General features: G+C 61.9%; 26 protein-coding genes and 1 pseudogene. 14 read left to right on the plus strand and 13 right to left on the minus strand.

The window, feature by feature from the left end; genetic code table 11:
• The first annotated feature begins 205 nt into the window (after positions 1-205).
• Together parC and NKH06_RS13870 are read left to right on the plus strand one after the other, a co-directional pair.
• On the plus strand, positions 206-2,458 hold the full coding sequence (parC, locus tag NKH06_RS13865; RefSeq protein ID WP_352774708.1) for a DNA topoisomerase IV subunit A: 2,253 nt from the start codon (positions 206-208) through the stop codon (positions 2,456-2,458).
• A gap of 319 nt (positions 2,459-2,777) precedes the next feature.
• Complete coding sequence (locus tag NKH06_RS13870; protein WP_352798858.1) at positions 2,778-3,983, plus strand: AI-2E family transporter; 1,206 nt, start codon at positions 2,778-2,780, stop codon at positions 3,981-3,983.
• Between the two features lie 492 nt (positions 3,984-4,475).
• On the opposite strand, the gene NKH06_RS13875 is transcribed toward NKH06_RS13870, so the two are convergent.
• From NKH06_RS13875 to NKH06_RS13885, 3 genes are all read right to left on the minus strand, one after another.
• Positions 4,476-5,372, minus strand: coding sequence for a DMT family transporter (locus NKH06_RS13875; RefSeq protein ID WP_352774712.1), 897 nt, complete (start codon positions 5,370-5,372; stop codon positions 4,476-4,478).
• 129 nt (positions 5,373-5,501) lie between these two features.
• Positions 5,502-6,266 (minus strand): arginyltransferase, encoded by a 765-nt coding sequence (locus NKH06_RS13880; RefSeq protein ID WP_023810205.1) that lies wholly within the window; start codon positions 6,264-6,266, stop codon positions 5,502-5,504.
• A gap of 140 nt (positions 6,267-6,406) precedes the next feature.
• A complete protein-coding gene (locus tag NKH06_RS13885; RefSeq protein ID WP_352611689.1) occupies positions 6,407-6,877 on the minus strand; it encodes an RDD family protein in 471 nt (156 codons plus the stop codon).
• A gap of 208 nt (positions 6,878-7,085) precedes the next feature.
• On the opposite strand from NKH06_RS13885, the gene sthA reads away from it, so the two are divergent.
• A complete protein-coding gene (sthA, locus tag NKH06_RS13890) occupies positions 7,086-8,474 on the plus strand; it encodes a Si-specific NAD(P)(+) transhydrogenase (RefSeq protein WP_352611690.1) in 1,389 nt (462 codons plus the stop codon).
• 26 nt (positions 8,475-8,500) lie between these two features.
• Here the strand turns inward: sthA and NKH06_RS13895 are convergent, their stop codons facing one another.
• Positions 8,501-9,163 (minus strand): alpha/beta hydrolase, encoded by a 663-nt coding sequence (locus NKH06_RS13895; protein ID WP_352798859.1) that lies wholly within the window; start codon positions 9,161-9,163, stop codon positions 8,501-8,503.
• Positions 9,164-9,364: 201 nt separating this feature from the next.
• On the opposite strand from NKH06_RS13895, the gene NKH06_RS13900 reads away from it, so the two are divergent.
• Positions 9,365-10,579 carry an OpgC family protein gene (locus NKH06_RS13900; protein WP_352893300.1) on the plus strand — a complete coding sequence of 405 codons (1,215 nt, stop codon included), beginning with the start codon at positions 9,365-9,367 and terminating at the stop codon, positions 10,577-10,579.
• A 2-nt stretch (positions 10,580-10,581) separates the two neighbouring features.
• Here NKH06_RS13900 and NKH06_RS13905 read toward each other — a convergent pair whose 3' ends face one another.
• On the minus strand, positions 10,582-11,661 hold the full coding sequence (locus NKH06_RS13905) for a LacI family DNA-binding transcriptional regulator (RefSeq protein WP_352893301.1): 1,080 nt from the start codon (positions 11,659-11,661) through the stop codon (positions 10,582-10,584).
• A gap of 155 nt (positions 11,662-11,816) precedes the next feature.
• Here NKH06_RS13905 and NKH06_RS13910 point away from each other — a divergent pair, with 155 nt between their 5' ends.
• Both NKH06_RS13910 and NKH06_RS13915 read left to right on the plus strand, forming a co-directional pair.
• Entirely contained in the window at positions 11,817-11,960 is a 144-nt protein-coding gene (locus NKH06_RS13910) for a hypothetical protein (RefSeq protein ID WP_352584500.1), read from the plus strand.
• A 60-nt stretch (positions 11,961-12,020) separates the two neighbouring features.
• A complete protein-coding gene (locus NKH06_RS13915) occupies positions 12,021-12,170 on the plus strand; it encodes a hypothetical protein (protein WP_127288860.1) in 150 nt (49 codons plus the stop codon).
• A 44-nt stretch (positions 12,171-12,214) separates the two neighbouring features.
• On the opposite strand, the gene NKH06_RS13920 is transcribed toward NKH06_RS13915, so the two are convergent.
• Positions 12,215-12,589 carry a DUF423 domain-containing protein gene (locus NKH06_RS13920; RefSeq protein ID WP_352584498.1) on the minus strand — a complete coding sequence of 125 codons (375 nt, stop codon included), beginning with the start codon at positions 12,587-12,589 and terminating at the stop codon, positions 12,215-12,217.
• 39 nt (positions 12,590-12,628) lie between these two features.
• On the minus strand, positions 12,629-13,888 hold the full coding sequence (locus tag NKH06_RS13925) for a multidrug efflux MFS transporter (RefSeq protein WP_352893302.1): 1,260 nt from the start codon (positions 13,886-13,888) through the stop codon (positions 12,629-12,631).
• A 171-nt stretch (positions 13,889-14,059) separates the two neighbouring features.
• Here NKH06_RS13925 and NKH06_RS13930 point away from each other — a divergent pair, with 171 nt between their 5' ends.
• Together NKH06_RS13930 and NKH06_RS13935 are read left to right on the plus strand one after the other, a co-directional pair.
• A complete protein-coding gene (locus NKH06_RS13930; RefSeq protein ID WP_128305704.1) occupies positions 14,060-14,725 on the plus strand; it encodes a GntR family transcriptional regulator in 666 nt (221 codons plus the stop codon).
• Positions 14,726-14,838: 113 nt separating this feature from the next.
• Positions 14,839-15,072, plus strand: coding sequence for a DUF982 domain-containing protein (locus tag NKH06_RS13935; RefSeq protein WP_244506945.1), 234 nt, complete (start codon positions 14,839-14,841; stop codon positions 15,070-15,072).
• A gap of 66 nt (positions 15,073-15,138) precedes the next feature.
• On the opposite strand, the gene NKH06_RS13940 is transcribed toward NKH06_RS13935, so the two are convergent.
• Both NKH06_RS13940 and NKH06_RS13945 read right to left on the minus strand, forming a co-directional pair.
• Complete coding sequence (locus NKH06_RS13940; RefSeq protein ID WP_013532262.1) at positions 15,139-15,291, minus strand: hypothetical protein; 153 nt, start codon at positions 15,289-15,291, stop codon at positions 15,139-15,141.
• 174 nt (positions 15,292-15,465) lie between these two features.
• On the minus strand, positions 15,466-16,509 hold the full coding sequence (locus NKH06_RS13945; RefSeq protein ID WP_352721234.1) for an aldo/keto reductase: 1,044 nt from the start codon (positions 16,507-16,509) through the stop codon (positions 15,466-15,468).
• A gap of 270 nt (positions 16,510-16,779) precedes the next feature.
• Here NKH06_RS13945 and ppk2 point away from each other — a divergent pair, with 270 nt between their 5' ends.
• A complete protein-coding gene (gene ppk2, locus NKH06_RS13950; RefSeq protein WP_352721232.1) occupies positions 16,780-17,700 on the plus strand; it encodes a polyphosphate kinase 2 in 921 nt (306 codons plus the stop codon).
• Positions 17,701-17,750: 50 nt separating this feature from the next.
• Here the strand turns inward: ppk2 and NKH06_RS13955 are convergent, their stop codons facing one another.
• The 4 genes and pseudogenes from NKH06_RS13955 to NKH06_RS13970 form a co-directional block, all read right to left on the minus strand.
• A complete protein-coding gene (locus NKH06_RS13955; protein WP_023810218.1) occupies positions 17,751-18,398 on the minus strand; it encodes a dihydrofolate reductase family protein in 648 nt (215 codons plus the stop codon).
• A gap of 217 nt (positions 18,399-18,615) precedes the next feature.
• Positions 18,616-19,647, minus strand: coding sequence for a porphobilinogen synthase (gene hemB, locus NKH06_RS13960; RefSeq protein WP_352611696.1), 1,032 nt, complete (start codon positions 19,645-19,647; stop codon positions 18,616-18,618).
• Between the two features lie 88 nt (positions 19,648-19,735).
• Positions 19,736-20,029, minus strand: a complete 294-nt coding sequence (locus tag NKH06_RS13965; protein WP_352893311.1) for a hypothetical protein — start codon at positions 20,027-20,029, stop codon at positions 19,736-19,738.
• A 196-nt stretch (positions 20,030-20,225) separates the two neighbouring features.
• Positions 20,226-20,561: pseudogene (locus NKH06_RS13970) on the minus strand (DUF8605 domain-containing protein); the annotation flags it as partial.
• A 196-nt stretch (positions 20,562-20,757) separates the two neighbouring features.
• Between NKH06_RS13970 and NKH06_RS13975 the strand changes: the two are divergent.
• From NKH06_RS13975 to NKH06_RS13995, 5 genes are all read left to right on the plus strand, one after another.
• The gene (locus NKH06_RS13975; protein WP_352893304.1) at positions 20,758-21,801 is read left to right on the plus strand and encodes an enoyl-CoA hydratase/isomerase family protein; all 1,044 of its coding nucleotides are present in this window, start codon (positions 20,758-20,760) and stop codon (positions 21,799-21,801) included.
• Positions 21,798-22,220, plus strand: coding sequence for a DUF6163 family protein (locus tag NKH06_RS13980; protein ID WP_023810222.1), 423 nt, complete (start codon positions 21,798-21,800; stop codon positions 22,218-22,220). Before NKH06_RS13975 ends, NKH06_RS13980 begins: the two co-directional genes overlap by 4 nt.
• 238 nt (positions 22,221-22,458) lie before the next feature.
• The gene (ldtR, locus tag NKH06_RS13985) at positions 22,459-22,974 is read left to right on the plus strand and encodes a transcriptional regulator LdtR (protein WP_008875359.1); all 516 of its coding nucleotides are present in this window, start codon (positions 22,459-22,461) and stop codon (positions 22,972-22,974) included.
• A 176-nt stretch (positions 22,975-23,150) separates the two neighbouring features.
• Entirely contained in the window at positions 23,151-23,549 is a 399-nt protein-coding gene (locus NKH06_RS13990; protein WP_352442544.1) for a hypothetical protein, read from the plus strand.
• A 362-nt stretch (positions 23,550-23,911) separates the two neighbouring features.
• Positions 23,912-25,165, plus strand: coding sequence for a L,D-transpeptidase family protein (locus NKH06_RS13995; RefSeq protein ID WP_023810224.1), 1,254 nt, complete (start codon positions 23,912-23,914; stop codon positions 25,163-25,165).
• Positions 25,166-25,283 lie beyond the last annotated feature (118 nt).

Genomic DNA, 25,283 nt, shown 5'->3' on the forward strand with positions numbered 1-25,283 from the left:
AAACCTGATCCCGCCGTCTTTGCGCAAACCGGTGAATTTGTCATGAAGAGCCGATAGCCGGATACTCGTCACGCTTGGCCATAGAACCCGCATGTAACAGCCTGATGTTGGCCGACATCCCCCGCGGTGCGGTTTCATGTTGCAGAAGGGCCGGTATCTCTGTCGGGCTCTTGCCGCGAATCACCCGCTCGGCTAGTCCGAGCCCATGGGAAAAAGGCTTTTGCCGCCTGAAAATGGCGGTGGCGATCATATCGAGCCGGTCGATCTGAAGAAGGCGCTGGAAGAGCGCTATCTCGCCTATGCGCTGTCGACCATCATGCACCGGGCGCTGCCCGACGTGCGCGACGGACTGAAGCCGGTCCATCGCCGCATCATGCACGCCATGCGCCTGCTGCGGCTCAACCCCGACCAGGGCTTTGCCAAATGCGCCCGCATCGTCGGCGAGGTGATGGGCAAGTTCCACCCGCATGGCGACCAGTCGATCTATGACGCGCTGGTGCGGTTGGCGCAGGATTTTTCGATGCGCTATCCCCTGGTCGACGGGCAGGGCAATTTCGGCAACATCGACGGTGATAACGCCGCCGCCATGCGCTACACCGAAGCGCGCATGACCGATGTGGCGACCGAACTGTTGTCCGGCATCACCGAGGATGCCGTCGATTATCGGCCGACCTACAATGAAGAAGACGAGGAGCCGGTGGTTTTGCCCGGCGCCTTTCCGAATCTGCTGGCCAACGGCTCGTCCGGCATCGCGGTGGGCATGGCGACATCGATCCCGCCCCACAACGCCGCGGAGCTTTGCGATGCCGCACTTCACCTGATCGAAAACCGGGACGCGCCGGTGGCGAAGCTGATGGACTTTGTCCAGGGGCCGGATTTCCCGACCGGCGGTATCATCGTCGACAGCCGCGCCTCGATCCTCGAAGCCTACGAAACCGGCCGCGGTGGCTTTCGCGTGCGCTCGAAGTGGTTCCAGGAGGACCAGGGCAGGGGTACCTGGAGCATCGTCGTCACCGAAATTCCCTATGGCGTGCAGAAGGCGCGGCTGATCGAGAAGATCGCCGAGCTGCTGATGGCGCGCAAGCTGCCGCTGCTCGAGGACATCAGGGACGAAAGCGCCGAGGACATCCGCGTCGTGCTGGTGCCGAAGAGCCGTTCGGTCGACCCCGGCATCCTGATGGAATCGCTGTTCAAGCTCACCGAACTCGAAAGCCGCTTCCCGCTCAACATGAATGTGCTGTCGCGCGGTAAGGTGCCCAATGTGCTGTCGCTGAAGGGCGTGCTGCAGGAATGGCTCGAGCATCGCCGCGACGTTTTGGTCCGCCGCTCGAAACACCGCCTCGGTGAGATCGAACGGCGCCTGGAAATCCTTGCCGGTTACCTGATCGCCTACCTCAACATCGACGAGGTGATCAGGATCATCCGCGAGGAGGATGAGCCAAAGCAGGTCATGATGGCCCGTTGGTCGCTCACCGACACCCAGGCCGAAGCCATCCTCAACATGCGGCTGCGCGCTTTGCGCAAGCTGGAAGAATTCGAGATCCGCAAGGAATTCGACGGACTGAGCGCCGAGAAGAAGCAGATCGAGGCACTGCTTGCTTCGAACGAGAAGCAGTGGGCGACGATCAAATGGGAAGTCACCAACATCCGCGACAAGTTCGGTCCGGAGACCGAACTCGGCAAGCGCCGCACCCAGTTCGCCGACGCGCCCGAGCATGATCTGACCGACATCGCACATGCCATGATCGAGCGCGAGCCGGTCACCGTCGTCGTCTCGGAAAAGGGCTGGCTGCGGGCGATGAAGGGGCATCTGGCCGATCTCTCGACGCTGACCTTCAAGGAGGGCGACAGCCTCAAGCTCGCCTTCCATGCCCAGACCACCGACAAGGTGCTGGTCTTCACCACCGGCGGCAAATTCTACACCATCGGCGCCGACCGGCTGCCTGGCGGGCGAGGCCATGGCGAGCCGATCCGCATCATCGTCGACATGGACAATGACCAGGACATCGTCACCGCCTTCGTTCACGACCCAAAGCGCAAGCTGCTGCTGGCCTCGCACGACGCCAACGGTTTCATCGTGCCGGAGGAGGAAGTCGTCGCCAACACCCGCAAGGGCAAGCAGGTGATGAACGTCAAGGCGCCGGACGAAGCCAAGCGCTGCATCCCGGTCACCGGTGACCATCTCGCCATCGTCGGCGAGAACCGAAAGATGCTGGTGTTCGCGCTCGCCGAGATTCCGGAGATGGGCCGCGGCAAGGGCGTGCGCCTGCAGAAATACAAGGATGGCGGCCTTCTCGACCTCAAGCCGTTCACGCTGGAGACCGGCCTATCCTGGCAGGATTCGGCCGACCGCACTTTCATCCGGTCGCGTGAGGAACTGACTGAGTGGATCGGCGCTCGCGCCTCAGCCGGACGCATGGTGCCGAAGGGATTCCCGAGGACGGGGAAATTTGGGTAGCGGCAGTTTTCAGGTTTGAAAATCTCAGGCGCTAGCAATCCTTCACACCCCCCTCTGTCCTGCCGGACATCTCCCCCGCAAGGGGGGAGATCGGAAGCTTCGCCCTTTCTGCCCGCTTTTCCAATGTTGGCGATTTGCGAAAGCCGACATGACAGCCAATCTCCCTCCTTGCGGGGGAGATGTCCGGCAGGACAGAGGGGGATGCTGGCCCGCGGCGACGCCAATGGCGCGCGCAGCTCCATCACCATTTGGACTATCGTCACGATTGCTGCACTATATCAGTGCATAGACAGGAGGGGTGTTTGGGAGAGCCAGGCGTTTGAAGGAAGCAAGAATCCAGAAACCGGAACGGCAGCAGCGCCTGTTCGGCCTGTCGACGCCGCTCAGGTCCGCCGTCATCCCGCCGCTGTCGGCGGCGCGCTGGCTGCTGGTGCTGATCGTCGCCGCCGGCGTTTATTTCTTCCACGGCTTCCTGTTTCCGGTGCTGGCGGCGCTCGTCATCGCTTTCGCCAGCTGGCCGCTTTACCGCCGCCTGCTTGTCGCGGTCAGTGGCAACCGCACCATCGCCGCGACCTTAGCCATCCTCTTCATCCTCGCCTTCCTGGTGATCCCGATCGCGCTCGCCGGCACCTATGCGATCAACGAGGTCCGCGAATGGGTCGCCTGGGCGATCGAGACCAACCGTCATGGCGCGGTGACACCGCACTGGATCGCCACGCTGCCTGTCGTGGGCGAGTGGCTGAACCAGCAGTGGACGACCAATTTCGGCCATCCAGGCGGCATCGGTGAACTGATCCAGCTGGTCAGCGGCGCCAATATCGGCAGCATCTATCGCGGTGTGCTGGCGGCCGGCGGCAGCGCTTTCGGCCTGCTGTTGACGCTTTTGTTCATGATGATCGCGCTGTTCTTCGCCTATCGCGACGGCGAGCATTTTGCCGGCCAGGTCGACCGCCTCGGCGAGCGCATCCTGCCGGCCAGATGGGAGCGGATCTCGCGCGTCGTGCCGGCAACGATCTCTTCGACGGTGACCGGTATGACCGTCATCGCCATCGGCGAAGGCCTGGTGCTCGGCATTGCCTATTGGCTGGCCGGCGTGCCGTCGCCGGTAACCCTCGGCGCCCTGACCGGCGTCATGGCGCTGATCCCCGGCGGTGCACCGCTGTCCTTCACGCTGGTCTCGATCTACCTCGCCGCCAGCGGATCGCCGATGGCCGGGCTGGCGCTGTTCCTGTGGGGCGCGGTCGAGCTGTTCATCGTCGACAAGACATTGCGCCCGAAACTCGTCGGCGGGCCGATAAAACTGCCCTTCCTGCCGACCTTTTTCGGCCTGATCGGCGGCGTCAAGACCATGGGGTTTCTCGGCCTGTTCATCGGCCCGGTGCTGATGGCCCTGCTGGTCGCAATCTGGCGCGAATGGCTGCGCGAGGTCGAACTGGCCGATGACGTCGCTCCCGATGCCGTGGCCGAGATCGAAGGCGGGCCACCACAGATCGAGATTGTCGCCGAGAAAAAGGCCAGAGTCTGATCTTCAGGATCACAACACGGCTCACCTGGCATCGCGTTTGGGGAGTATCCTGCGCATGTTTTTGCGATTCGTTCGGCCAAGAATCATTGAGGGCACGCAGGCGCGCGAAGGTTTTTTTGCCGCTGCCTACGAATTGCGAGGCCAAACGGATGTTGATCAACACACGTTGGATCGGCTGGAAGATAGTCTTGCCTGGTTTCGACAGAACCTTCCGATACCGCACGTTTCAACCTTTCAAGATCGAAAGGTTTTTACCGGAAACAGACGACCCAGGGAATAAGCTGGTTCAAGCCAACAGCAACTGAACATTTGGCAAGGGCTTATGATCTCGCGGCGTTCCTTGCGCAGCATGGGCATCATGTCGAGGTCATGAAGAGTTCCCGTCTAGGATATGTCGTCTACGAGGACGAATACCAGATCGTTGCAGAGCCTTTTTCAGATACTGCAACGCGTTGAGTGCACTGAGGGTCTGGAACGACGGCTGTCCACCCTCTAGGTCGGGTAAGCGACGGCGAGTGCCGCCCGGCGCTTGCGCCCCTCCTGCAGTTGCCACAGCGAATGGGCGATCAGCGTCACGATCAGGATCCCGCCGCCGACCAGGCTGTTGCGCGTCGGCGTTTCGGCAAAGATCATCCACACCCAGACCGGCGCCAGCACCGTTTCGAGCAGGTAGAACATCGCCACTTCAGGCCCCGAAATGTATTTCGGTCCATTGGCGAGGCAGAAGAACGAGATCGGCATGATGACGGCGCCGTTGAGGATGATCCACCATGGCGCCTCCACCCGAAAGCCGGTCCTGGAAACCATGAACGCCGCCAGCCCGAAAGGCAGGATGACGCCGATCAGCGCGGTAAAGCCCATGTCCTTGCCGCTGGCGCGCGAGATGGTGATGGCGCAAGCGATCAGGAAGGCCGAACACAACGCCATCACGTCGCCGAACAGATTTCCGGTGCCGACGGAATCGCCGACGATGATGGCGACGCCGACGATCATCATTGCCAGTGCCGCAAGGGTCAGCGGCCGCGGCCGCTCCTTCAGGAACACCCACGACAGCAGCGCGGCGAACATGGTGGTGAAGGCCAGGATGAAAACCAGGTTGGCGGTCGAAGTGTTGTAGACGCCGGTGATGAAGGCAATCGCGCCGAGCCCGTAGATCGCGGCAACGATCAGACCAGACCAGCCCGGGACAAGCTGCGGCGCATTCTTGCTGAACGAGCGCCAGATGGTCCACATGATCAGTGCCGCGGCCAAGGTGCAGCCGGTGCGCAGCAGCAAGATTGTCCACGCCTCGCCGTGGGCGAGCCGGATCAGCGGGATATCCACGGTCAGCGTCAGCCCGCCAAATGCGGTGAGCAGAAGTCCTTTGGTGTGAGTATCGTGAGATGACATGCAGCGACTTTCACAATGAATTCGGGAGAGGATGGCGGACCGGCGCAATCTCACGCTCTCCGCCAACCAGCGGAAAGACCAGCATCGTCTCGATTGAAAATGTTTAAGCCCGGACTTGGGAAAGACTAATCAGCGCGCGACCGCTTCGTTGGTGTAGCGCTCCCAGCCCTTCGGGCCGAGATGCTCCTGCGGCATGAAGCGCATCTTATAATTCATCTTGCGCGAGCCGTTGACCCAGTAGCCGAGATAGACATGGGGCAGGCCCATCGCCCTGGCGCGGGCGATGTGGTCGAGGATCATGAACGTGCCGAGCGACCGTTCCTCGAAATCGGGATTGAAGTAGGAATAGACCATCGACAGGCCGTCGGCCATCTTGTCGGTGAGCGCCACCGCGATCAGCTCGCCCTGTCCCTTGCCGGTGATGAACGTATCGGGTCCACGCCGCCGATACTCGATCACCTTGGTGTCGACATGGGTATCCTCGACCATCATCGCATAGTCGAGCACCGTCATGTCGGACATGCCGCCACGGCGGTGGCGGGCGTCGAGATAGCTGCGGAACAGGGAATATTGTTCGGTCGAAGGCTCGGCATTGTGCATGTGGCCGACGAGGTCGGAATTGTGCTGCAGCACGCGCTTCATGTTGCGGCTGGCGACGAATTCCTGGGCGAGGATGCGTACCGAAACACAGGCGCGGCAGGTCTCGCAGGCCGGCCTGTAGGCGATATTCTGCGAGCGCCGGAAGCCGCCTTGCGTCAAGAGGTCGTTCATCTCCGCCGCCTTGTCGCCGACCAGGTGCGTGAACACCTTGCGCTCGAACTGGCCGTCGAGATAGGGGCACGGCGAAGGCGCGGTCAGGAAGAACTGCGGCGACTGGGTCGGATGCTGCGTCATCGAGCCTTGGAAACACTCCTTCGAATCGCTCTACCTTTGGCGCGGACGGCGAAAAATTCAACAGGATTGTGTGGGCGTGGTCGACTCGACGCCTTCACATTTACGCTCAATCGGTTGCGACTGCTCTTCAGAGGGCCGTTTCAGCGGTCGGTGCGGCTGACGACCGTGCCAAGCAAAAGATCGTGCAAGGTGCGCTTGCGGTCGGAAAACAGCGTCACCAGCAGGACGAGCGGCGACAGGATGACATTGCCGGCCCAGAACAGCACCGAATGGACGACCGCGGTGAGGCCGTCGATCGGCCTGCCGTCGAGCCGGTCAAGGCGGATGCCCATCATCTTCATGCCCGTGGTGGCCTGGTCGGTGCTGCCCAGCGTGTTCCAGATGTAGAGGATGGCGACGGCCGGTACCAGGATGCCGAACAGCATCCAGCCAAGCCCGAGGGTCAAAAGCCCGAGGAAGAACACCAGAATGGCAAACGGAATGGTAAGCAGCGCGACGATGACATAGTCGATTACGAAAGCCAGAATGCGCTTCGTGCGCACACCGTCATAGGCCCTGACATCGTCGAGCCTGCTGGTGATGATTTCGCTGTCGAGAACGCGCGCGTCCATGTCATTTCCTCGTAACAAGGTCCGACATAGGGTGCGGACCGCTCAGCCATGAAATGGTGAAGGCCTGTGGCGGAATCAAGATCGGGCTTCTTGCGGTGCGCCGGCCTTCAAGGCGCCAGGCGCAATCTGAACCGGTTGAACTTGCGGCGCGGATAGCATTAGCTTGCTGCGGCGCAGCAAAAGCGCACATGGCAGGGGACGGGGCAATATGGACTACGACATGCTGGTCATCGGCAGCGGCCCTTCCGGTCGTCGGGCCGCGGTGCAGTCGGCCAAGCTCGGCAAGTCGGTGCTGGTGGTCGATCGCGGCCGGCGTCTGGGCGGTGTCTCGGTGCATACCGGCACCATCCCGTCGAAAACGCTGCGCGAAACGGTGCTCAACCTTTCGGGTTGGCGTGAGCGCGGCTTCTACGGGCGCGGCTACCGGGTCAAGCAAGACATCTCGGTCGGCGATCTGGTCGAGCGCCTGCACAAGACGCTCGACCATGAGGTCGAGGTGCTGCAGCACCAGTTCATGCGCAACACGGTCAAGAGCGCCCGGGCTGCGGTGAAATTCCTTGGCCCCGACAAGGTCAGCCTGACCACCGACACCGGCGACTACAGCGAGGTCGGTTTTGCCAATGCGCTGATCGCGGTCGGCACCAGGCCGCACCGGCCGCGCGACGTGCCTTTCGACAAGACCCGCATCTTCGACAGTGACGAGATGCTGGAGCTTGATCGCTTGCCGCGCACGCTGACCGTGATCGGCGCCGGCGTCATCGGGGTCGAATATGCCACGATCTTTTCCGCGCTTGACGTGCCGGTAACCTTGGTCGAGCCGCGCAACTCCATCCTCGATTTCGTCGACCGCGAGATCGTCGACGATTTCATTCACCAGATGCGCGATCGTGGCATGACCATCCGGCTGGGCAGCGCGGTGAAGGAAATCCGCTCCAAGCCTGATGTCGCCGAGGTGGAACTGGCCGATGGCCGCACTATCCGTTCCGAGGTCGTGCTCTACGCCGCCGGTCGCACCGGCAATGTCGGCAGCCTGGGCCTCGATGTGGTCGGTATCGACGCCGATTCCAGGGGCCGTATCAAGGTCGATCCGCATACGTTCCAGACCAGAGTGCCGAACATCTACGCCGCCGGCGACGTCATCGGCTTTCCGAGCCTGGCCTCGACGTCGATGGAGCAGGGCAGGGTAGCCGCCTGCCATGCCTTCGGCGTGCCTTTGCCGCCGCCACCGGAAACATTCCCCTATGGCATCTATGCGGTGCCGGAAATCTCGACGGTTGGCCAGTCCGAGGAACAGGTGCGTGAAAGCGGTGCGGCCTATGAGGTCGGCGTGGCGCGCTTTCGCGAAACCTCGCGCGGCCACATCATGGGCGTCAACACCGGTTTCCTGAAGCTGCTCTTTTCGATCGAAACGCGCCGTCTGCTCGGCGCGCACATCATCGGCGAGGGCGCCACCGAACTCATCCACATCGGCCAGGCGGTGATCAATCTCGGCGGCACCGTCGACTTCTTCGTCAACAACACCTTCAACTATCCGACGCTTGCCGAAGCCTACAAGATCGCCGGACTGGATGCCTGGAACAGGATGGGACGGGGGTAGGCAGACTGGTCATGCTGGTGAGTCCGTCAGCCTGCCTGCGCCGCCGATCCCCGCAGCCATTGCCTGACGATTGCCGCGTCAGCGCTGCCGAATTCATGACCTGATGAGACAATCCGGGCGTCGATCTCGGCGCCATGCTGGCTGAGCAATGTCACCAGAGCAGGGGCGAAGGGCGAATAGGTGAGATCCGCGGCGCCGGCGATCATCAGGACGCGCACCTTTGACAAATCCGTCGCCGGCACATCATCGAGCACCGGCATCGGCCGCAGCAGTGCGGCGCGCTCTATAAGAGCCGGATGCAGCAGCATCAGGCTCGAAATCAGATTGGCGCCGTTCGAATAGCCGAGGAACGTCGCGCGTGAGATATCGAGATGGTGGCGTCTGGCCGCGTCGGCGACGAAGCCCGCAAAGGCATCGGTCTCGGTGCGGATGCTGTGCTGTTCGAAGCGCGTCGGCGTGATGCGCCCGAACCAGCGGAAACCATCCTCCTGGACAATGCGGCCACGCACCGTGATCAGCTTGGCCCGCGGTGCGATCTCCCGTGCCAGCGGCACCAATGTCGTCTCGTCGACACCCGATCCATGCAGCAGGAAGAGACATTCGCCGGTTGAATCCGCCGGGCTGTAAAGCCGGTAGCTGAAGGCGAGATCACGCCGCAGCGCACCATCTTGTGAGGTCTCTTCGATCATCGCGCATCCTCTTGATTATATGAGGTTTCGCTCATTTGCCGGCTTCAAAACGCAATATTTTCAAGCTCCGCGAAAGTTGATTGAACCGGGCGCATTACAGTCCGTTTCTCCGCCGATAACATTCCTTCGGGAGGAATCGAAGCGGTGCGCCGGGGGTCGCATTGCGCGGTATGAACAACCAGCTTTGAGGCCTTTTTGTCGATGACCACCCAGATTTCCCCGGACCGCGATGCGCGTGTCCCGGATCGCACTGAGCGCGACACGCGCATAGACGTGCTCCGTGCTCTCGCTTTGCTGACCATCTATGTCGACCATGTGCCAGGTACCGCCTTCGAGTATCTGACCTACAAGAATTTCGGCTTTTCCGATGCGGCGGAAGTCTTCGTACTGATCTCCGGCATCTCGGTCGCACTTGCCTATGGCAGGAAATTCCAACCTGGAAACCGGCTGCTGGCAACGTTGAAGATGTGGCGCCGCGCCGGTGTCCTCTATGCCGCCCACATCGTCACCACCATGGTGGTGATGGCCATCTTCTGCGCGGCGGCAGTGTTCGTCAGGCGGCCGGAGCTTCTGACGATGATCAACATCGAGCCGTTGATCAAGAATACGCCGCAGGTGCTGATCGGCATCGTGACGCTCGGCCACCAACTCGGCTACAACAACATACTGCCCGTCTATGCGGTGCTGCTCTTGCTGACGCCGGTGTTCCTGCTCATTGTCAGCTATCGGCCGGTCTTGGCACTGGTCGCCTCCGGCGCCCTGTGGCTGGTCGCGGGGGTTTATCAAATTGCTCCGCCCAACTATCCCGAGCCCGGCTTCTGGTTTCTCAACCCGCTGTCGTGGCAGTTCCTTTTCAACATCGGCCTGGCAGGTGCATTGCATGCGCGTCGCGGCGGTACCATCCCGGTCAATCGCTGGCTGGTTGGCGCTGCCTTGGCCTACACCGCTGTGGCACTGGTCTGGGTGCACAGCCCGCTTTGGGGGCATATCTCCTGGTTTGGCCTGCCTCCGGTGCTGACCGGCTTCGACAAGACGTTTCTGTCGCTGCCGAGGCTGCTGCATATATTGGCGGTGAGCTACCTGATCGTGGCATTCCCCGCCATCTCGAACCTGTTTCGCACCGGGCGCGATCATCCGCTTGCCATATTGGGCAAACGATCGTTGCCGGTTTTCATTGCCGGCACGGTGCTCGCGATGGCGGCGCAGGTGCTGAAGCTGATCAATCCGGGCGGATTTGCCTATGACAGCCTGTTGATATCGGCCGGCATCGTCATGCAGTTCGCGCTTGCCTACTATCTCGAATGGCTTTCGGGACTTGGCTGGTCCGCCAAAAGCAGGCCGGCTCACGCCGCCGCACCGCGCGTCCATGCTGCATCCTTCGCTATGCCGACCATGGCGACAAGAATGGGCCGTTGAGCTCAGGCGGGCGAGGGGCCGGATGAGGCTCGCACCACGAGTTGGACCGGCAGCGATTGCCGGCTGAACGAGCCATCATTTTCAAGGATCGCCTTGACGGCAAGACGGCCCATCTCGGCGATCGGCTGGACGATCGTGGTCAGCGGCGGACTGGAAACCGCTCCTTCCGGAACACCGTCGAAGCCGACGATCGAAACGTCGCCCGGTACCGTAATGCCACGCTGCCGCAGCCAGTCCAATGCATGCAAGGCCATCCTGTCTGACATAGCCAGGATGGCAGTCGGGGTCTCGGCGCCGGCGAAAATATGATCGAGGCCGGCCCACACGCTTTCCTCGTCATTGACGGTTTCGTAGATCGGCACACGCTCGACGTCGATGTCGACGCGTGAGAGTTCCGCGAAATAGCCACGCAGGCGGTCGCGCGTCCCGGAATAGAGGGCCTTCTCCATCTGCTCCCTTGTGGTGGGGCCGAAGCCGGAGTCCGCGACGGGCAGGGCAAGCACGGCAAAGCGACGATGCCCAAGCTCGGTCAGATGTCGAGCCGCCAGGCCGGCCCCGGCGATGTTGTCGACACCGATGGCGGCGACCGCGTCGTCGTCGTCCGAATCGAGATCGAGCGCAACGAAGGGGAGCTTGCGGTCGCGCGCCAGTTCGACCAGCTTTGACCCGCCGTCGACGCAGAAGACGATGAAGCCATCGACAAGCGCGCTCTGGATGTTCCAGGCGAGTTGCTCATTATTGGCGGCGGAGACCAGCGAAATCCCAGCACCGGTCGCATCGCAAGCCTGTGAGATGCTGGCCATCATCACCCGGGCGAAAGGGTCGTCGAAGAAATAGGACAGCGGCTCGGCGGTCGCGACACCGATGGCATTGACCTTGCCGGCGCGCAGCAGCCGGCCCTTGGGATCCGGTCCGCCATATCCCATGGCCTCGGCTGCCGCCTTGACCCGCTCGCGGACCTCCTCGCGCACGATCTCCGGACGGGCGAACACGTTGGACGCGGTGCCGTGCGACACGCCGGCCGCCTTGGCGATGTCCGCCAGCCGGACCGGTCTTGTCTTTGTAGAGATAAATGGCGCCATCTTCGTCTCCTGAATTCCTCCCATCTAACACTTTCGTTGGATCGGTTCAAATTTTGACTTGATCGCAGCCTCGCCAAGGCGTATATTTGAATCGATCCAAGTGAGCGATGATTCTTTGAATTGGATCGATTCAAGATATTCAGGGGAGTTGTGCCATGCATCCCGTCAATTTTCTGTTCGAAGACATTTACCGCAACGACTGGAGCATCTCGTCGAACACCACGACGCAGAAGCGCCGCGGCAAAGCCAGCCCATGGGTTCGCGAGTTGCGGTTCCATGTGGAGCGCAAGCGGAGCTGAGCGGGGTCGGTTTTCGCGCCTGTCGATTGGATCGATTCAACAATCTAAAGGAAGCACATCATGCATCCCGTTAGCTATCTGTTCGAAGACATCTACCGCAACTATTGGGGCATCGCGCCGGCTTCCAAAAGGCCGCAAGAGCGCTGGTTGGCCAAGCTGCGGCGACGCAATCGCGAATTGCTCATCAAGCCCGAACGTCGGCAAGACTAGCAAGCCACGCTTTGACGTTTGATGCCGGCGGGCGCGCCGAGGCGTCAGGGACGCACGCGCACCAGCGCCGAGGCAGCGATCGCCAGCCAGCCGGCAATGAGTAGCGTGCCGCCGATCGGCGCCGACAGCGGGAACAGTCGCGACCCGATGAAATCGCGGGCAAGCAGATCGCCACAGAACAGCAGGAGCCCGACCAGCAGGATCAGGCTGCCGATGCGCAGCATCCGGTTCGCGCCAAGCAATCCGGCGGCAAGGAAGACCGGCGCATGCATCAGCAGGAAGGATGCGGCGGTGCCGACGAAGGCGCCGCCCAGATGCGCTGCCGCGGCCGACAGCGCCACGCCGGCGCCGCCGCACAGGCCGCCGGCCAGGACGAGGATACGGCCGCTGTTGTCGGAAGGTCGTTCGGCCGTGCTCATGTCCATGGCTCCGTGATATCAGGGGGATGCCCAATCCCGTCAGGACTTGCCGGCTTTGGCGAGCATGTCCTGCTCGCGGCGCGACTGTGCGAGCCAGTTATACACCGCGCCCCCCGCCATCAAGACGGATGTGCCCAGAAACACCGAGCGCATGCCGAAATGACCACCGGCAAAGCCGCCCAGCAGGGGGCCGGCGACCTGCCCGACATACTGGGCGGAAATCGACAACCCGAGCACGTTGCCGCCGACGCCGTCAGGCACATTGTGACGGATAACGCTGGTGATGCACGGCAAGAGGCCGCCCAGCGCCAGGCCCATCAGGAAGCGCAGGCCGATGAGTTGCCAGCTTTGCGTGACGAAGGCCTGCGGGATCAGCAGCAGCGCCGAGACGGCAAGCGCGCCGATGATGACGTTCCAGTGGCCGATGCGGTCGGCGAGCTTGCCGAGACGCGAGGCCGACAGGATGGCGCCAAGGGCCGCCGCCGACATGACGACGCCTGATATCAGCGTCACACGGCTTTGGTCCGCAATCAACTGCTGCACATAGACGGTGATGATCGGCTCGATCGACATGGTGGCGAAGCTCAACAGCATGCCGGTCGCCAGCATGGCGACGACAGGCCGCTTGTCGGGGATTTGTGACCAGCCGCCTTTCCGCTTCTGCGTCGTTGCGGCGTCCGCTGTTTTCGGCCGGGGATTCTCCTTGATCAGAAACGTGGTTGCCAGGAACGCCAGGAAGATGACGCCGCCGGAGAGGAGAAAGGTGGCGCGGATGCCGATCAGCGGCGGCAGGGCGCCGCCAACCAGCGGACCGACCAGAGCCCCACCCGTGATACCGGCCGACAGCAGGCCCAACGCCCAGCCGGAACGCTCCTTCGGCGTCTGCATGGCGACGAGGATGGTCGATCCCGAGGAATAGCCGCCGGCAAAACCGATCAGCAGCCGCAGCAGCACCAGTTGCCAGACCGTCTGCACCATGCCGGTCAGCGACATGCATATGGCCATGCCGAAGCTGGCGCGAACCAGCATCACCTTGCGGCCGTAGCGGTCGCCGAGACGTCCCCAGAGCGGCGCCACCAGCGCCGCCGCGAAGAATGTCGCGCCATAGGCGATCCCCGACCACTGCACGATCGCCGCGTGGCCTTCGGCGCCGAGCTGCTCGATATAGAGCGGCAGGAACGGCAAAAGCAGCGTCATGGCGACAAGCGTCGAGAACGAGCCGGCAAAGCACACGAACAGATTGCGCCGCCAGTGGATGTTGTAGGTGCTGTCGGTCGCCGGGGGCGTGCTCTGCTGCATGTCATATGTCCTGTCCCAGCAACTCTTTTCTCGATGGTTGCTGCGGATACCAATTTGGGATACCAAGATGGTTCACGTCATGGACGCAAGCTTGGCCGCTGTCAATGCAACCTCAAATGTGATCGTCGTCAAACGGTCCGAAGCCATAACGACCGGAAACCGGGAGCAAGAATGTCGCAGATGCAGAGCGTCGAGAAACAGCTTCGGCAAATGATCCTGGGCCTCGAGATCGGTCCCGGCGAGAAGCTGACCGAGCGCTGGATCGAGAGCCGCTTCGGCGCGTCGCGAACCCCGGTCAGGGCAGCACTGCTGCGGCTTGAGACCGAGGGCCTGGTCGGCAGGGACGGGCGCGGCTGGACGGTGTCGCCCATCAATCTGGCTGAACTCGAGCAGATCGCCGTCTACAGGGAGGCGGTCGAGGTTGCGGCGCTTCGCCTGACATGCAGCCTGGCGGACCGGAGCGCCGTCGATGTCATCGAGGCGATGCTCGAGTCCTGCGACAACGACACGCCGCGCGAGGAATGGCATCGTGTCGGCATGGATTTCCACATCGAACTGGCGCGTCTGTCCGGCAACGAATTCCTGTTTAGGGCGGTCCGCGATGCCATGACGCGCCTGTCGCGGGCGCGCTGGCTGGAGGTTCGCGACGAAGCGGCTCTTGCCCGCGCCTGGGCTGAACATCGCGCCATTCTGGCGGCCACGCGCCTTGGCGACGCCGATGAAGCCGCGCGCCTGCTCTCGGTCCACATCGTCGGCAGCCGCGACCGGCTGGTGACGTCGCTCGCCAACGATCGGCGCGGTCTTCGCGCCAGAGGCTTTGCCGTCGTTGCTGCTTAAGAGTGAATGAAGGGGCGCAAAGCGGCGTCTGGACGTATGCGCACTTTCGCCTCGCTTCGCAGACGCCGATGGCGTAAGGAGCGGCCATGGAAAACAACCGATTTGAAACACCTGTGACTGTGAAGTCAGTCGCGGCGGGAAGCACTCAGCTCTTGCGCACGGCGCGTGAGGCTTCCGACTACCTCCTCAACAGCTGGCCCGGCAAGCGCAGCCCCAAGCATCGCGCGGCCCTGCAGGCCTGCCATGACGCACTCGCCGGCGACAAGCCGGCGATGAACGCCAGGCGCGCCTTCATCGCGGCAGCACGCGAAGTGGACGTGTTCGTCAGCGACAAGGCGCCGGCCTGACACAAGGCGACATCCGGGGCGGCAATCCGAATTGAGGCGCGGCCCGCATCTGCGGGCCGTTTGCCGTCACTTTGCCGTTTCGGTTTCGGCTTCAGTCTCGTCTTCGGGCTTCGAACGTTCCCTCGCTGCAACCTTGGCTGCCAGCTTCTCGGCCTTCTTGGCCGCCTTCTGGCGGTCGCGTTCCTTGCGTTCCTGATCGTAATTTGGTGGTCGCGCCATATCGGCTCCTTTTCACTGCCTCGCGGCTCTGGTCCTGCCTAGGAGCATTAGCCGTCAAACACAACAGCTGAAGCGATAGTGCGTCGATGATGGCCAGGCTTGCAAGATGCGCGTCGCAATGAAGGGCCAGGCCCATCATTGCGGTGGCGATACCTATCGCCGTCGATTTGCCGATCAGATGCCGCTTCGGTCAATCACCAGATCGGCGGCACCAAAACGGTCCTTTGCCGTCAGTTGCTGGTGCCAGTAGGGATAGAGCAAGGGCGGCCGGCTGACCGCGTCGAGGCGCTCGCGCTCCTCGCCGGAAAGCACCAGGCTTGCCGCCGCGATGTTGTCCCGGAACTGCGTTTCCGTCCTGCCACCGATCACCAAGGAACTGATGGACGGCCGGCCAAGCAGCCAGGCCAGCGCCACCTGCGCTGCCGACACCCCGCGCTGCGCGCCGATCTCCACAAGCACATCGACGATCCGCCACAGCCGGTCCTCGTCGCGGATCGGCGGTTCGGACCAGCCGGCGAGCTGCCGGGCGGTGGGGCTGTCACGGCGGTATTTACCGGACAGCAATCCGCCGGCAAGCGGGCTCCAGACCAGAACGCCCAACCCCTGGTCGACAGAAATCGGCAGCAGTTCGTACTCCGCCTCGCGCGCTTCCAGCGTGTAATGGATCTGCTGCGTAACGAAGCGGGGCTGATGATGGCTGTCGCTGATGCCGAGCGCCTTCATCACCTGCCAGCCGGAATAGTTGGAGCAGCCGACATAGCGGATCTTGCCCTGGGCAACCAGCGTATCGAGCGCGGCGATGGTTTCCTCCAGCGGTGTCACGCCATCCCATTCGTGCAGGAAATAGATGTCGATGACGTCGGTCCTGAGCCGCTTCAGGCTCTTCTCGCATTCGCGGATCAGGTGATGGCGCGACAGGCCTTCATCGTTGGGACCTTTGCCGATCCGCATCCGTGCCTTGGAGGCGATCAGCACGTCGCCCTTGCGCTTGCCGCCGAGCGCTTCGCCGATGATTTCTTCCGACATGCCGTTCGAATAGACATTGGCGGTGTCGATGACATTGATGCCGGCGTCGATGCAGAGATCGATCATCCGGCGCGCCTCGTCGAGGTCGGTCTTGCCGACAGCCGAAAATGCACCGGCGCCGCCGAAAGTCATGGTGCCCATGGTCAGCGTCGATACTTTCAGGCCGGAACGGCCGAGAGTGCGGTATTCCATGTCGGTCCTCGCGATTGCATTGAGAAGGGGTTGGGAAGGGCGCCCGAATGTGGCTGCTATTTGTAGGACAATTTGCGCGGTATGTCTCCATGCCAGGGCGGCGGATCGATCATGCCTCGCGGGTTTTTGCAGTGATGGCGATCAGGTCAGGCTGCAATAAAACCGTCATTGCGGGCCTATATTGAAGTCGGCTCAGGCGTTGCCGTTCCGGGCTGTAAGCCGGGAGTTTGGGGCGCCGATCGACAGAGCTTGCAAGTGGAGCAGCCGATAATGACCGAGCTAAAACAGAATTCTGCGGCCAGGGATTGGCTTGAAGCCGAACTCGCCGACACGCTCGACGAAGACTATGAGCTCGAAATGTCGGAGCCGGCGCTGTCGATGGAGATCGCCAAGATCTACAAGAATTCGCATCCGCCTTCGATCGATCGCATGCAATATTTTCGCGACCTGATCAGCCTGCAGTCCGAATTGATCAAGCTGCAGTCCTGGGTCGCCTACCACAAGAAGAAGCTGGTGGTGATCTTCGAGGGACGCGACTCGGCCGGCAAGGGCGGCGTCATCAAGCGCATCACCCAGCGGCTCAATCCGCGCATCTGCCGTGTCGTGGCACTGCCGGCGCCGACCGAGCGCGAAAAGTCGCAATGGTATTTCCAGCGCTATGTCCCGCATCTGCCGGCCGGCGGCGAGATCGTGCTGTTCGACCGCTCATGGTACAACCGCTCGGGCGTCGAGCGGGTGATGGGCTTTGCCCAGCCCGATCAGGTCGAAGAATTCTTTCACGACGTGCCGGAGTTCGAGCGCATGCTGGTCCGCTCGGGCATTACCGTGGTCAAATACTGGTTCTCGATCACCGACGAGGAACAGCAGATGCGCTTCCTGATGCGCATCCATGATCCGATGAAGCAGTGGAAACTGTCGCCGATGGACCTGCAGTCGCGCGTGCGCTGGGAGCAATACACCAAGGCCAAGGAAGAGACCTTCGCCCGCACCAACATCCCGGAAGCGCCCTGGTTCATCGTCGAGGGCAACGACAAGAAGCGCGCGCGGCTGAACTGCATCGACCATCTGCTCAAGCAATTGCCCTACGAGGAGGTGCCGCACGAGGAGATCACGCTGCCGGAGCGCGTCTTCAACCCCGAATACGAACGCCAAGTGCTGCCGCGCGAGCTTTACGTGCCGGAGAAGTATTGAGATAGACGAAGCTGCAATCTCCCCCTCGAGGGGGGAGATTGGCTCTCCACCTACGCCCGCTTGATGATGACGTGCGTGGCGAGCGGCGTCGCCACCTGCTCGTTGCAGACATAACCGAGCTTGAGCATGTCGAGGCCGGTAAAAAGGTTCTCGCCCGTGCCCAGCAGCACCGGCGCGATCGCCAGATGCATCTCGTCGATCAGTTTTTCCTGCAGATATTGCCGGATGGTGGCGACGCCGCCGCCGACCCGCACGTCCTTGCCGCCAGCGGCAGCCTTAGCCTGTTCAAGAGCTGAATGGATACCGTCAGTGACGAAGTGGAAAGTGGTGCCGCCCTCCATCGTGATCGGTTCCCGCTTGTGATGGGTGAGCACGAAAACCGGCACATGATAGGGCGGGTTGTCGCCCCACCAGCCCTTCCAGCTGTCGTCAGGCCACTCGCCGCGGATCGGTCCGAACATGTTTCGGCCGAGGATCCAGGCGCCGACATTTTCGAAGCTGCGCGCCGCGAACGCCTCGTTGACGTCGGTGGTGCCGCCATCTTGTCCGAGCACCATCTCTCGGAAGGTGCGGGTGTCGACAAACCACTTGTGCAAGGATTCCCCACCGACGCCGAGAGGATTTTGCAGATCCTGATCGGGACCGGCGCCATAGCCGTCGAGCGACAGGGTGAAAGCGTTGACGCGAAGTTTGGACATGCGAGCCTCCTCGATAACCAGTTGTATTTTGCAAGCAGTTGTTTTGTATCAAACTGATTGTGAATTGCAAGCGGTATTTCAAGCGCGAACGAAGCCCAGGCTAGGGGTCAAGCGACCCCCGCTATGGATTCCCCGGCCAGGAGCCGGAAATTGGTAGGGATGTAGAAGCGGATTCGCCGACATTGGTTGCCGCGACCGGTCATCGCCGGAAGAGAAATTACCCCTTCAGCAGTTCCGCCACTTCGGGCGCGAAATAGGTCAAGATGCCGTCGCAGCCGGCGCGCTTGAAGGCGAGCAGCGATTCCAGCATTGCCTTCTCGCCGTCGATCCAGCCATTGGCGCCTGCCGCCTTGATCATCGAATATTCGCCCGACACCTGGTAGGCGAAGGTCGGCATCTGGAACTCGTCTTTCAGCCGTCGGATGATGTCGAGATAGGGCAGGCCGGGCTTGACCATCAGCATGTCGGCGCCCTCGGCAATGTCCTGTTCGGCCTCGCGCACTGCTTCGTCGGAATTGGCGTGGTCGATATAGTAGGTCTTCTTGTCGCCCTTGAGCAGGCCGGCGGTGCCCACAGCCTCGCGATAGGGGCCGTAGAAGGCCGACGCGAATTTGGTCGCGTAGGACATGATCGCGACGTCCTGAAAACCGTTGGCGTCGAGCGCGTCACGGATGGCGCCGATGCGGCCGTCCATCATGTCGGACGGCGCGATGATGTCGGCGCCGGCGGCCGCCTGGATGACGGCAGCGGCGGTTACCTGTTCCACTGTCTCATCGTTGACGATGATGCCGTCGCGCAGGATGCCGTCATGGCCGTGGCTGGTGAACGGGTCGAGCGCTGCGTCGGTGATGATGCCGATCTGCGGCACCGCATCTTTGATCGCACGGGTGGCGCGGTTGATGACATTGTTGGGATCGAGGATGTGCGAGCCGGTCTGGTCGCGCAGCGAGATGTCGACATTGGGGAAGGTGGCGAGTGCCGGAATGCCGAGTTTTGCCGCGCGCTCGGCCTCCTTGACGGCGAGATCGATCGACAGGCGGAAGACGCCGGGCATGGCGGCGATCGGCTCGCGGACACCCTTGCCCTCGACGACGAAGATCGGCCAGATCAGGTCGTCGACCGTGAGCCGGTTCTCCTGCACGAGACGGCGCGACCAGTCGGCCTTGCGCATGCGGCGCAGACGGCGGCTGCCGGTGATCTCGTCGACGCCGCGCGCGCCGGCGGGCTTTGCGGGTGTGAATTTGTTCATCGCCAATACTCTCGTTCAGGCAGGCTTTTACCACGAGCTCCCGCCACTGACCAATGCGGCACGATTGTGCCAGCGACGCGGTCGAGGTCTATTCGGGTTGCCCATTGCCTGACAGAATCTGTGCTGCGCCCCTGATGGCGACACGGAAAGCCTCGTCGAAGCCGACACCGCGCACCTGCCAGATGTAGGTCTTGCCGGCCGCGGCCAGCCGCCAGTTGGCGATCCAGCCCAGTTCCTTGTCGCTCCAGACGAGACTGCCGGAAAGCGCCTGGTCGGCGCCGGTCTTCTTCGCGAGTGTGTCGAGCTTCGTCATCTCGGCATTGCGAAGCGCCCGATCGTCCAATCCGGCCCGCGACAGCTGCGCCGCCGTGGGAAAAGCCACCTGCATGGCCAGCGGTACGGCCGCATTGCCGAACGATTCGCGCATCGGCATGCCACGGTCGTCGTCGGCATCGAGCGTAATGCATTGTTCCGCGCTCGGTCGCCAAAAACACCGCCAGCCGCGGCCGCTCGGCCAGCCACGGCCTGCTGCCGAGCGAAGCCAGTACCGGGTCGATTTCAGCCGGCCCGTACTGGCAGTAGAGATTGTGAGGCCGATCATACGTGCCCTGGTCGTCATGGTTGGCAATGCCTTCCATGCGGTCGCGGTAGTGGAAGCTGGCGACGAAGCTGCCGGCCTTGTCACGCAATACCGTCATTTCAGGTTTCACCGGCAGGCGCTGATCACCGGAAACCCGCACTAGAACCGCGTCGAGACAGCGCTTGAAGCCGGCCTGGCGGTTTTTCTCGTACTTGCCGTTGACGATGGTCTGGGAGCTGTAGAGGTCTTCCAAAGTCCCCGCCATGACCGGGTGAACAGCCAAGCAGATGCTCAGCCCAATTGCCACCGGCGCAAAGCGTGAAAATCGAGTCATAACCAATCGTCCCGTTCGAAGACCCGCCAGAGCTGCGCTGCAATGAACTCTATCCAGTTTTTCAGTATTGCAGCTCGATTTTTAGTACCGGCTCCTGGTCCGGCCCAGAGCTTGCACCGGTGTGCTCGCCATTGACGCACCCATGCGCCACGCTTTAGCACTTCAGTCCCGGCGGCCGGGGGAGGGATTCTTCACGATGGATTTTGGCGGAGGCGACGAGATCCGCTTCGAACATCTGGGCCGGGCCGGCGTCGTCACCTTGACGCGGCCGCAGGCGCTCAATGCCTTGACGCACCGCATGATCGGGGCGCTCGACGCTGCTCTTTCCGCCTGGGAGGCCGACCAGGGCATCGACGTCATCGTCGTCAAGGCAGAGGGCAGGGCCTTTTCGGCCGGCGGCGATATCCTGCATGTCTATGAGACAGGCCGGGCGGGAAAACCGCCGGTCGAGTTCTTCGCCGACGAATATCGCCTCAACGCCCGCATCAACAGTTATAGGAAACCTTATGTGGCCCTGATCGACGGCATCGTCATGGGCGGTGGTGTCGGAATCTCCTTCCATGGCTCGCACCGGGTGATGACCGAGAATGCCCAATTTGCCATGCCGGAGGTCGGCATCGGCTTTTTTCCGGATGTTGGCGCCAGCCACCTGCTGCCTGACCTCGGCGGCTCCTTCGGTATGTATCTGGCGCTGACCGGCAATCGCATCCGCTATGGCGATGCGCTTTGGTCGGGGCTGGCAACCCACACCGTCAAGGCCGAGGACCAGGCCGGCTTCCTCGACCGCCTGGCGCTGACCGGCGATCCGGAATCGGTGCTGCGCGGCTTCTTCGTGCAGGCAAGGCGAGAAACCGACAGGCCGACGCTGGAGGCGATTGTCCGCCATTTTTCGCAACCGTCCCTGAACCGCGTCATCGACAGCCTCGAGCGTGCGGCCGCCGCCGATGAGTTCGCGGCACAGACACTGGCGACGATCCGCACCCGCTCGCCGACCAGCCTGCGCGTCGCCTGGCGGCAGATCAGCGCCGGACTGACGCTGTCCATGGAAGCCTGCATGAGAATGGAGTTCCGCATCCTCAACCGGATGCTCGCCGGCCATGATTTCTACGAAGGCATCCGCGCCGCCATCATCGACAAGGGCTCGAAGCCGCAATGGCGGCCGGCAAGCCTCGCTGCGGTTAGCGAAGCGGATGTCGACGCCTTTTTCGCCCCGCTCGGCGAACGGGAACTCTTGATATGAGCGAGGTGACCTCGAGGCGCGTCGTGCTGCAGCCCTCCGGGGTGGAGGTGATCTTCGCCTGGTTCCAGCGCGTCATATCGGGCTACTGCCTGCTGTTCGGCATTCTCTACTGGATCAGGTTGATCGGCTTTTATCCGGGTACGCTGTGGCGGTTCGACCTGATGCCCGTGCACTGGCAGGTCGCGGCGGTGGTGCTCGCCGTGTTCTTCCCCTTTGCCGCTGCCGGCCTGTGGATGCTGGCGTCCTGGGGCCCGGTGATCTGGTTCATTTGTGCGGTGACCGAGACGGTCATGTATGCCGGCTTTCCCGAGCTATTCGGCCATCGCTTGCTGATTGTCGTCTCGCATGCGGCGGTGGCGGTGCTCTACATTGTCTTCCGCGTCGTCATCTACCTGCAGAAGCGCCCGGTCCGCCACTAAGCCCTTGAGCACATTGGCGGCCCGGCTGTCGCCTCGAATGAGCCCCGCAATCGTTGCCGAAATCTTTAGGTTAATTATCCTTGCTTGGGTGACCGTTCGTTAAGCCTCTTGCGAAACCTCTTACCGGTAAGCTCTTGTTAGCCCTAGCGTTTAAGTCGAATTTTATGAGTATTCGATAGTGTCGCGATCAAGGTGAAAAACAAAAAATCACCAGGGCGACAAACGAGAGGCAAAGACAATGATCAATTCGCGTCCGGCGGCGAAGACCGCCAACGTATCTGACGATCGCCGCGAGGCTATCCGTTCCCTGTACATGGAATCGCTGCAGCTTGTTGAGCGGCTGCACCGCCGCCTGCTTGATGTGATCAAGGACGAATTCGACCGCAACGGCCGTTCCGACATCAATGCCATCCAGGCGCTGCTGCTGTTCAATATCGGCAATTCCGAGCTGACCGCCGGCGAGCTGCGCTCGCGTGGCTACTATCTCGGCTCGAACGTCTCCTACAATCTGAAGAAGCTGGTCGACCTCGGCTTCATCAACCACCAGCGCTCGCGCATCGACCGCCGTTCGGTCCGTGTCTCGCTGACGCCGAAGGGAAACGAGGTGGCGGAGGTCGTTGCCGGCCTCTACGAGCGTCATGTCGGCTCGATCGAGCAGGTCGGCGGCATCAACACCGACGAGTTCAAGCAGATGAACCGTGCTTTGCAGCGGCTCGACCGCTTCTGGAACGACACCATCGCCTATCGGATGTGAGGCGCTGCATCGGATCCGGCCCGCGCCACAGAAGCGCGGCCGAAATATCGACCTTCAGTCAGGGCCGGTGCCGAGAGGCATCGGCCTTTTCTTTTCCTGATCCCAAAGCCCAAATATCCGGCCAGGTTTGCTTTCGCTGCAGCAGTGCCTAATGTCACGGCCTGGAGGGGCGCGTTATGGGTGAGGGAAAACGCTCGAAGATTTGCTCGGTTGCCGCAGTGCTTTTGTTGGTCTCGCAAACGGCTTTTGCCGAGGAGTGGTGGAAGGATTCTTTCGCTGGGGAAGGCAGCGAGCCCTGTGACAACAATGACTCGATAGTGACGTTTACCGACAAAGCAATGGAGATGTGGGAGGTCCGCTGCACGTTGGACAAGGTTCAGAAGATCAACCGCATGGATGTCGTCATCCTGGATATGACGTGTACGGATGGCGAGAGCACAGACAAGAGGCGGGAGCTGCTGCTCAAACTCGAGGACAACAAAGTCCTGCGCTACCCCCAGCATGAGGTGTTGCAACGATGTTCGGAATTGAAGGCGAAGCCAGGTCCGGGCCCAAAGGTTGAAACCTCACACTGAGGGATCGTGAGGATAGGCAGCGCGTCTCGTGGAGCGGCCGAACCGCCGTCTGCTTGACGCGATCAAGGATGCCGATCGATACCGAAAAAGCACGGGCCTTTCATTTCGCTGCGGCGCCCGATGCAAATCGCGGGCCAAGGCCACGTTGCCGCCATATTCCAATGGAACCGAGAGTGGCAGTGATGCTGGTGTGAAGACCATGCGTTCACCCGCAATCCGTATCGCGCCTGGGCGCTGTCACACCAAGGTGATACGGAGCATGGTTGGCTAATTGTTAAGATTGCCAATTTTACAGTGCGGGCGAGATCGCCCGGTGATCAACGCAGCAAGTGATCGAACTGCTACAAATGTCTGGAACGTCCATGAGAACCAGCCGTCGTTTTTTCCTCTCCGGAGCCTCCGCGCTCGCAGCCGCGGTGGTCGCCGGCGGCGCCAATGCGCAAGATGTGATCGGTGATATCCTGAAATCCTCGGCGCGCGGCAATTGGGACGACCAGTTCGACGCCCGCGCCAGCGAGGGCGGCAAGGTGGCCTCGACGCTGCCGATCTTCAGCCCGCAGACCGTCGCCTTCACGGAACAGGCGGTCGGGCAATACCAGAACATTGTCGGGCAGGGTGGCTGGGTCGAGGTTCCCGCGACCAAGAAGCTGCAGCTTGGCGTTGATGATCCCGATGTGGTGCCGTTGCGCAAGCGGCTGATGGTTTCCGGCGACCTGTCGCAGAGCGCCGGCATTTCGACGGCTTTCGATTCCTATGTCGACTCGGCGGTCAAGCGCTTCCAGCTGCGCCACGGCCTGCCTGCCGATGGTGCGCTCGGCAAATACACCTATGCGGCGATGAACGTTTCGGCGCAGATCCGGCTCGGCCAGCTGCAGACCAATCTGCAGCGGCTGCGCGAGAAGGCCGGCACGCTGGGCAGCCGCTACGTGCTGGTCGACATTCCGGCAGCGCAGGTCGAAGCCGTCGAGAACGACCGCGTCGTGCTTCGCCACACCGCGATCGTCGGCAAGATCGACCGGCAGACGCCGATCGTCAATTCCAAGATCAACGAGATCATCGTCAATCCATATTGGAACGCGCCCGTCTCGATCGTGCGCAAGGACATCATTCCGCTGATGCGGAAAAATCCCGATTATCTCAAGAACAGCCACATCCGCCTGTTCGCGCCCGATGGCAGCGAAGTCGATCCGATGAATGTGGACTGGTCGACCGACGACGCCGCCAAGTACCGTTTCCGCCAGGATCCCGGCTCGGAAAACGCCATGGCCTCGGTGAAGATCAATTTCCCGAGCCCTGACGGCGTCTACATGCACGACACGCCGCAGCAGAGCCTGTTCGGCAAGATGCTGCGTTTCGATTCCTCGGGCTGCGTGCGCGTGCAGAATGTGCGCGACCTCGTCACCTGGATCCTGCGCGACACGCCCGGCTGGGATCGCCAGCATTTCGAGGCGGCGATCAAGACCGGTGAAAACACGCCGATCCAGGTCACCAATCCGGTGCCGGTCCACTTCCTCTATCTCTCGGCCTGGTCGACCGGTCCGGGCGTGGTGCAGTTCCGCGACGACGTCTACGCGCTTGATGGCAACAACGAACTGCAGATCACGTCTGCGCTGTAAGCATTTGATTCTTATCTAAAAAGGCCGCCTCTATGAACTGACCCCATAAAGTTGGACGGTTCATTGAGTTGGTAGGTTTAAGGGCTGGTTCCTGTATTGCACAGGGGCCAGCCCTTTC

It is taken from the genome of Mesorhizobium sp. M1342, assembly GCF_040317955.1.
Taxonomy (GTDB): domain Bacteria; phylum Pseudomonadota; class Alphaproteobacteria; order Rhizobiales; family Rhizobiaceae; genus Mesorhizobium.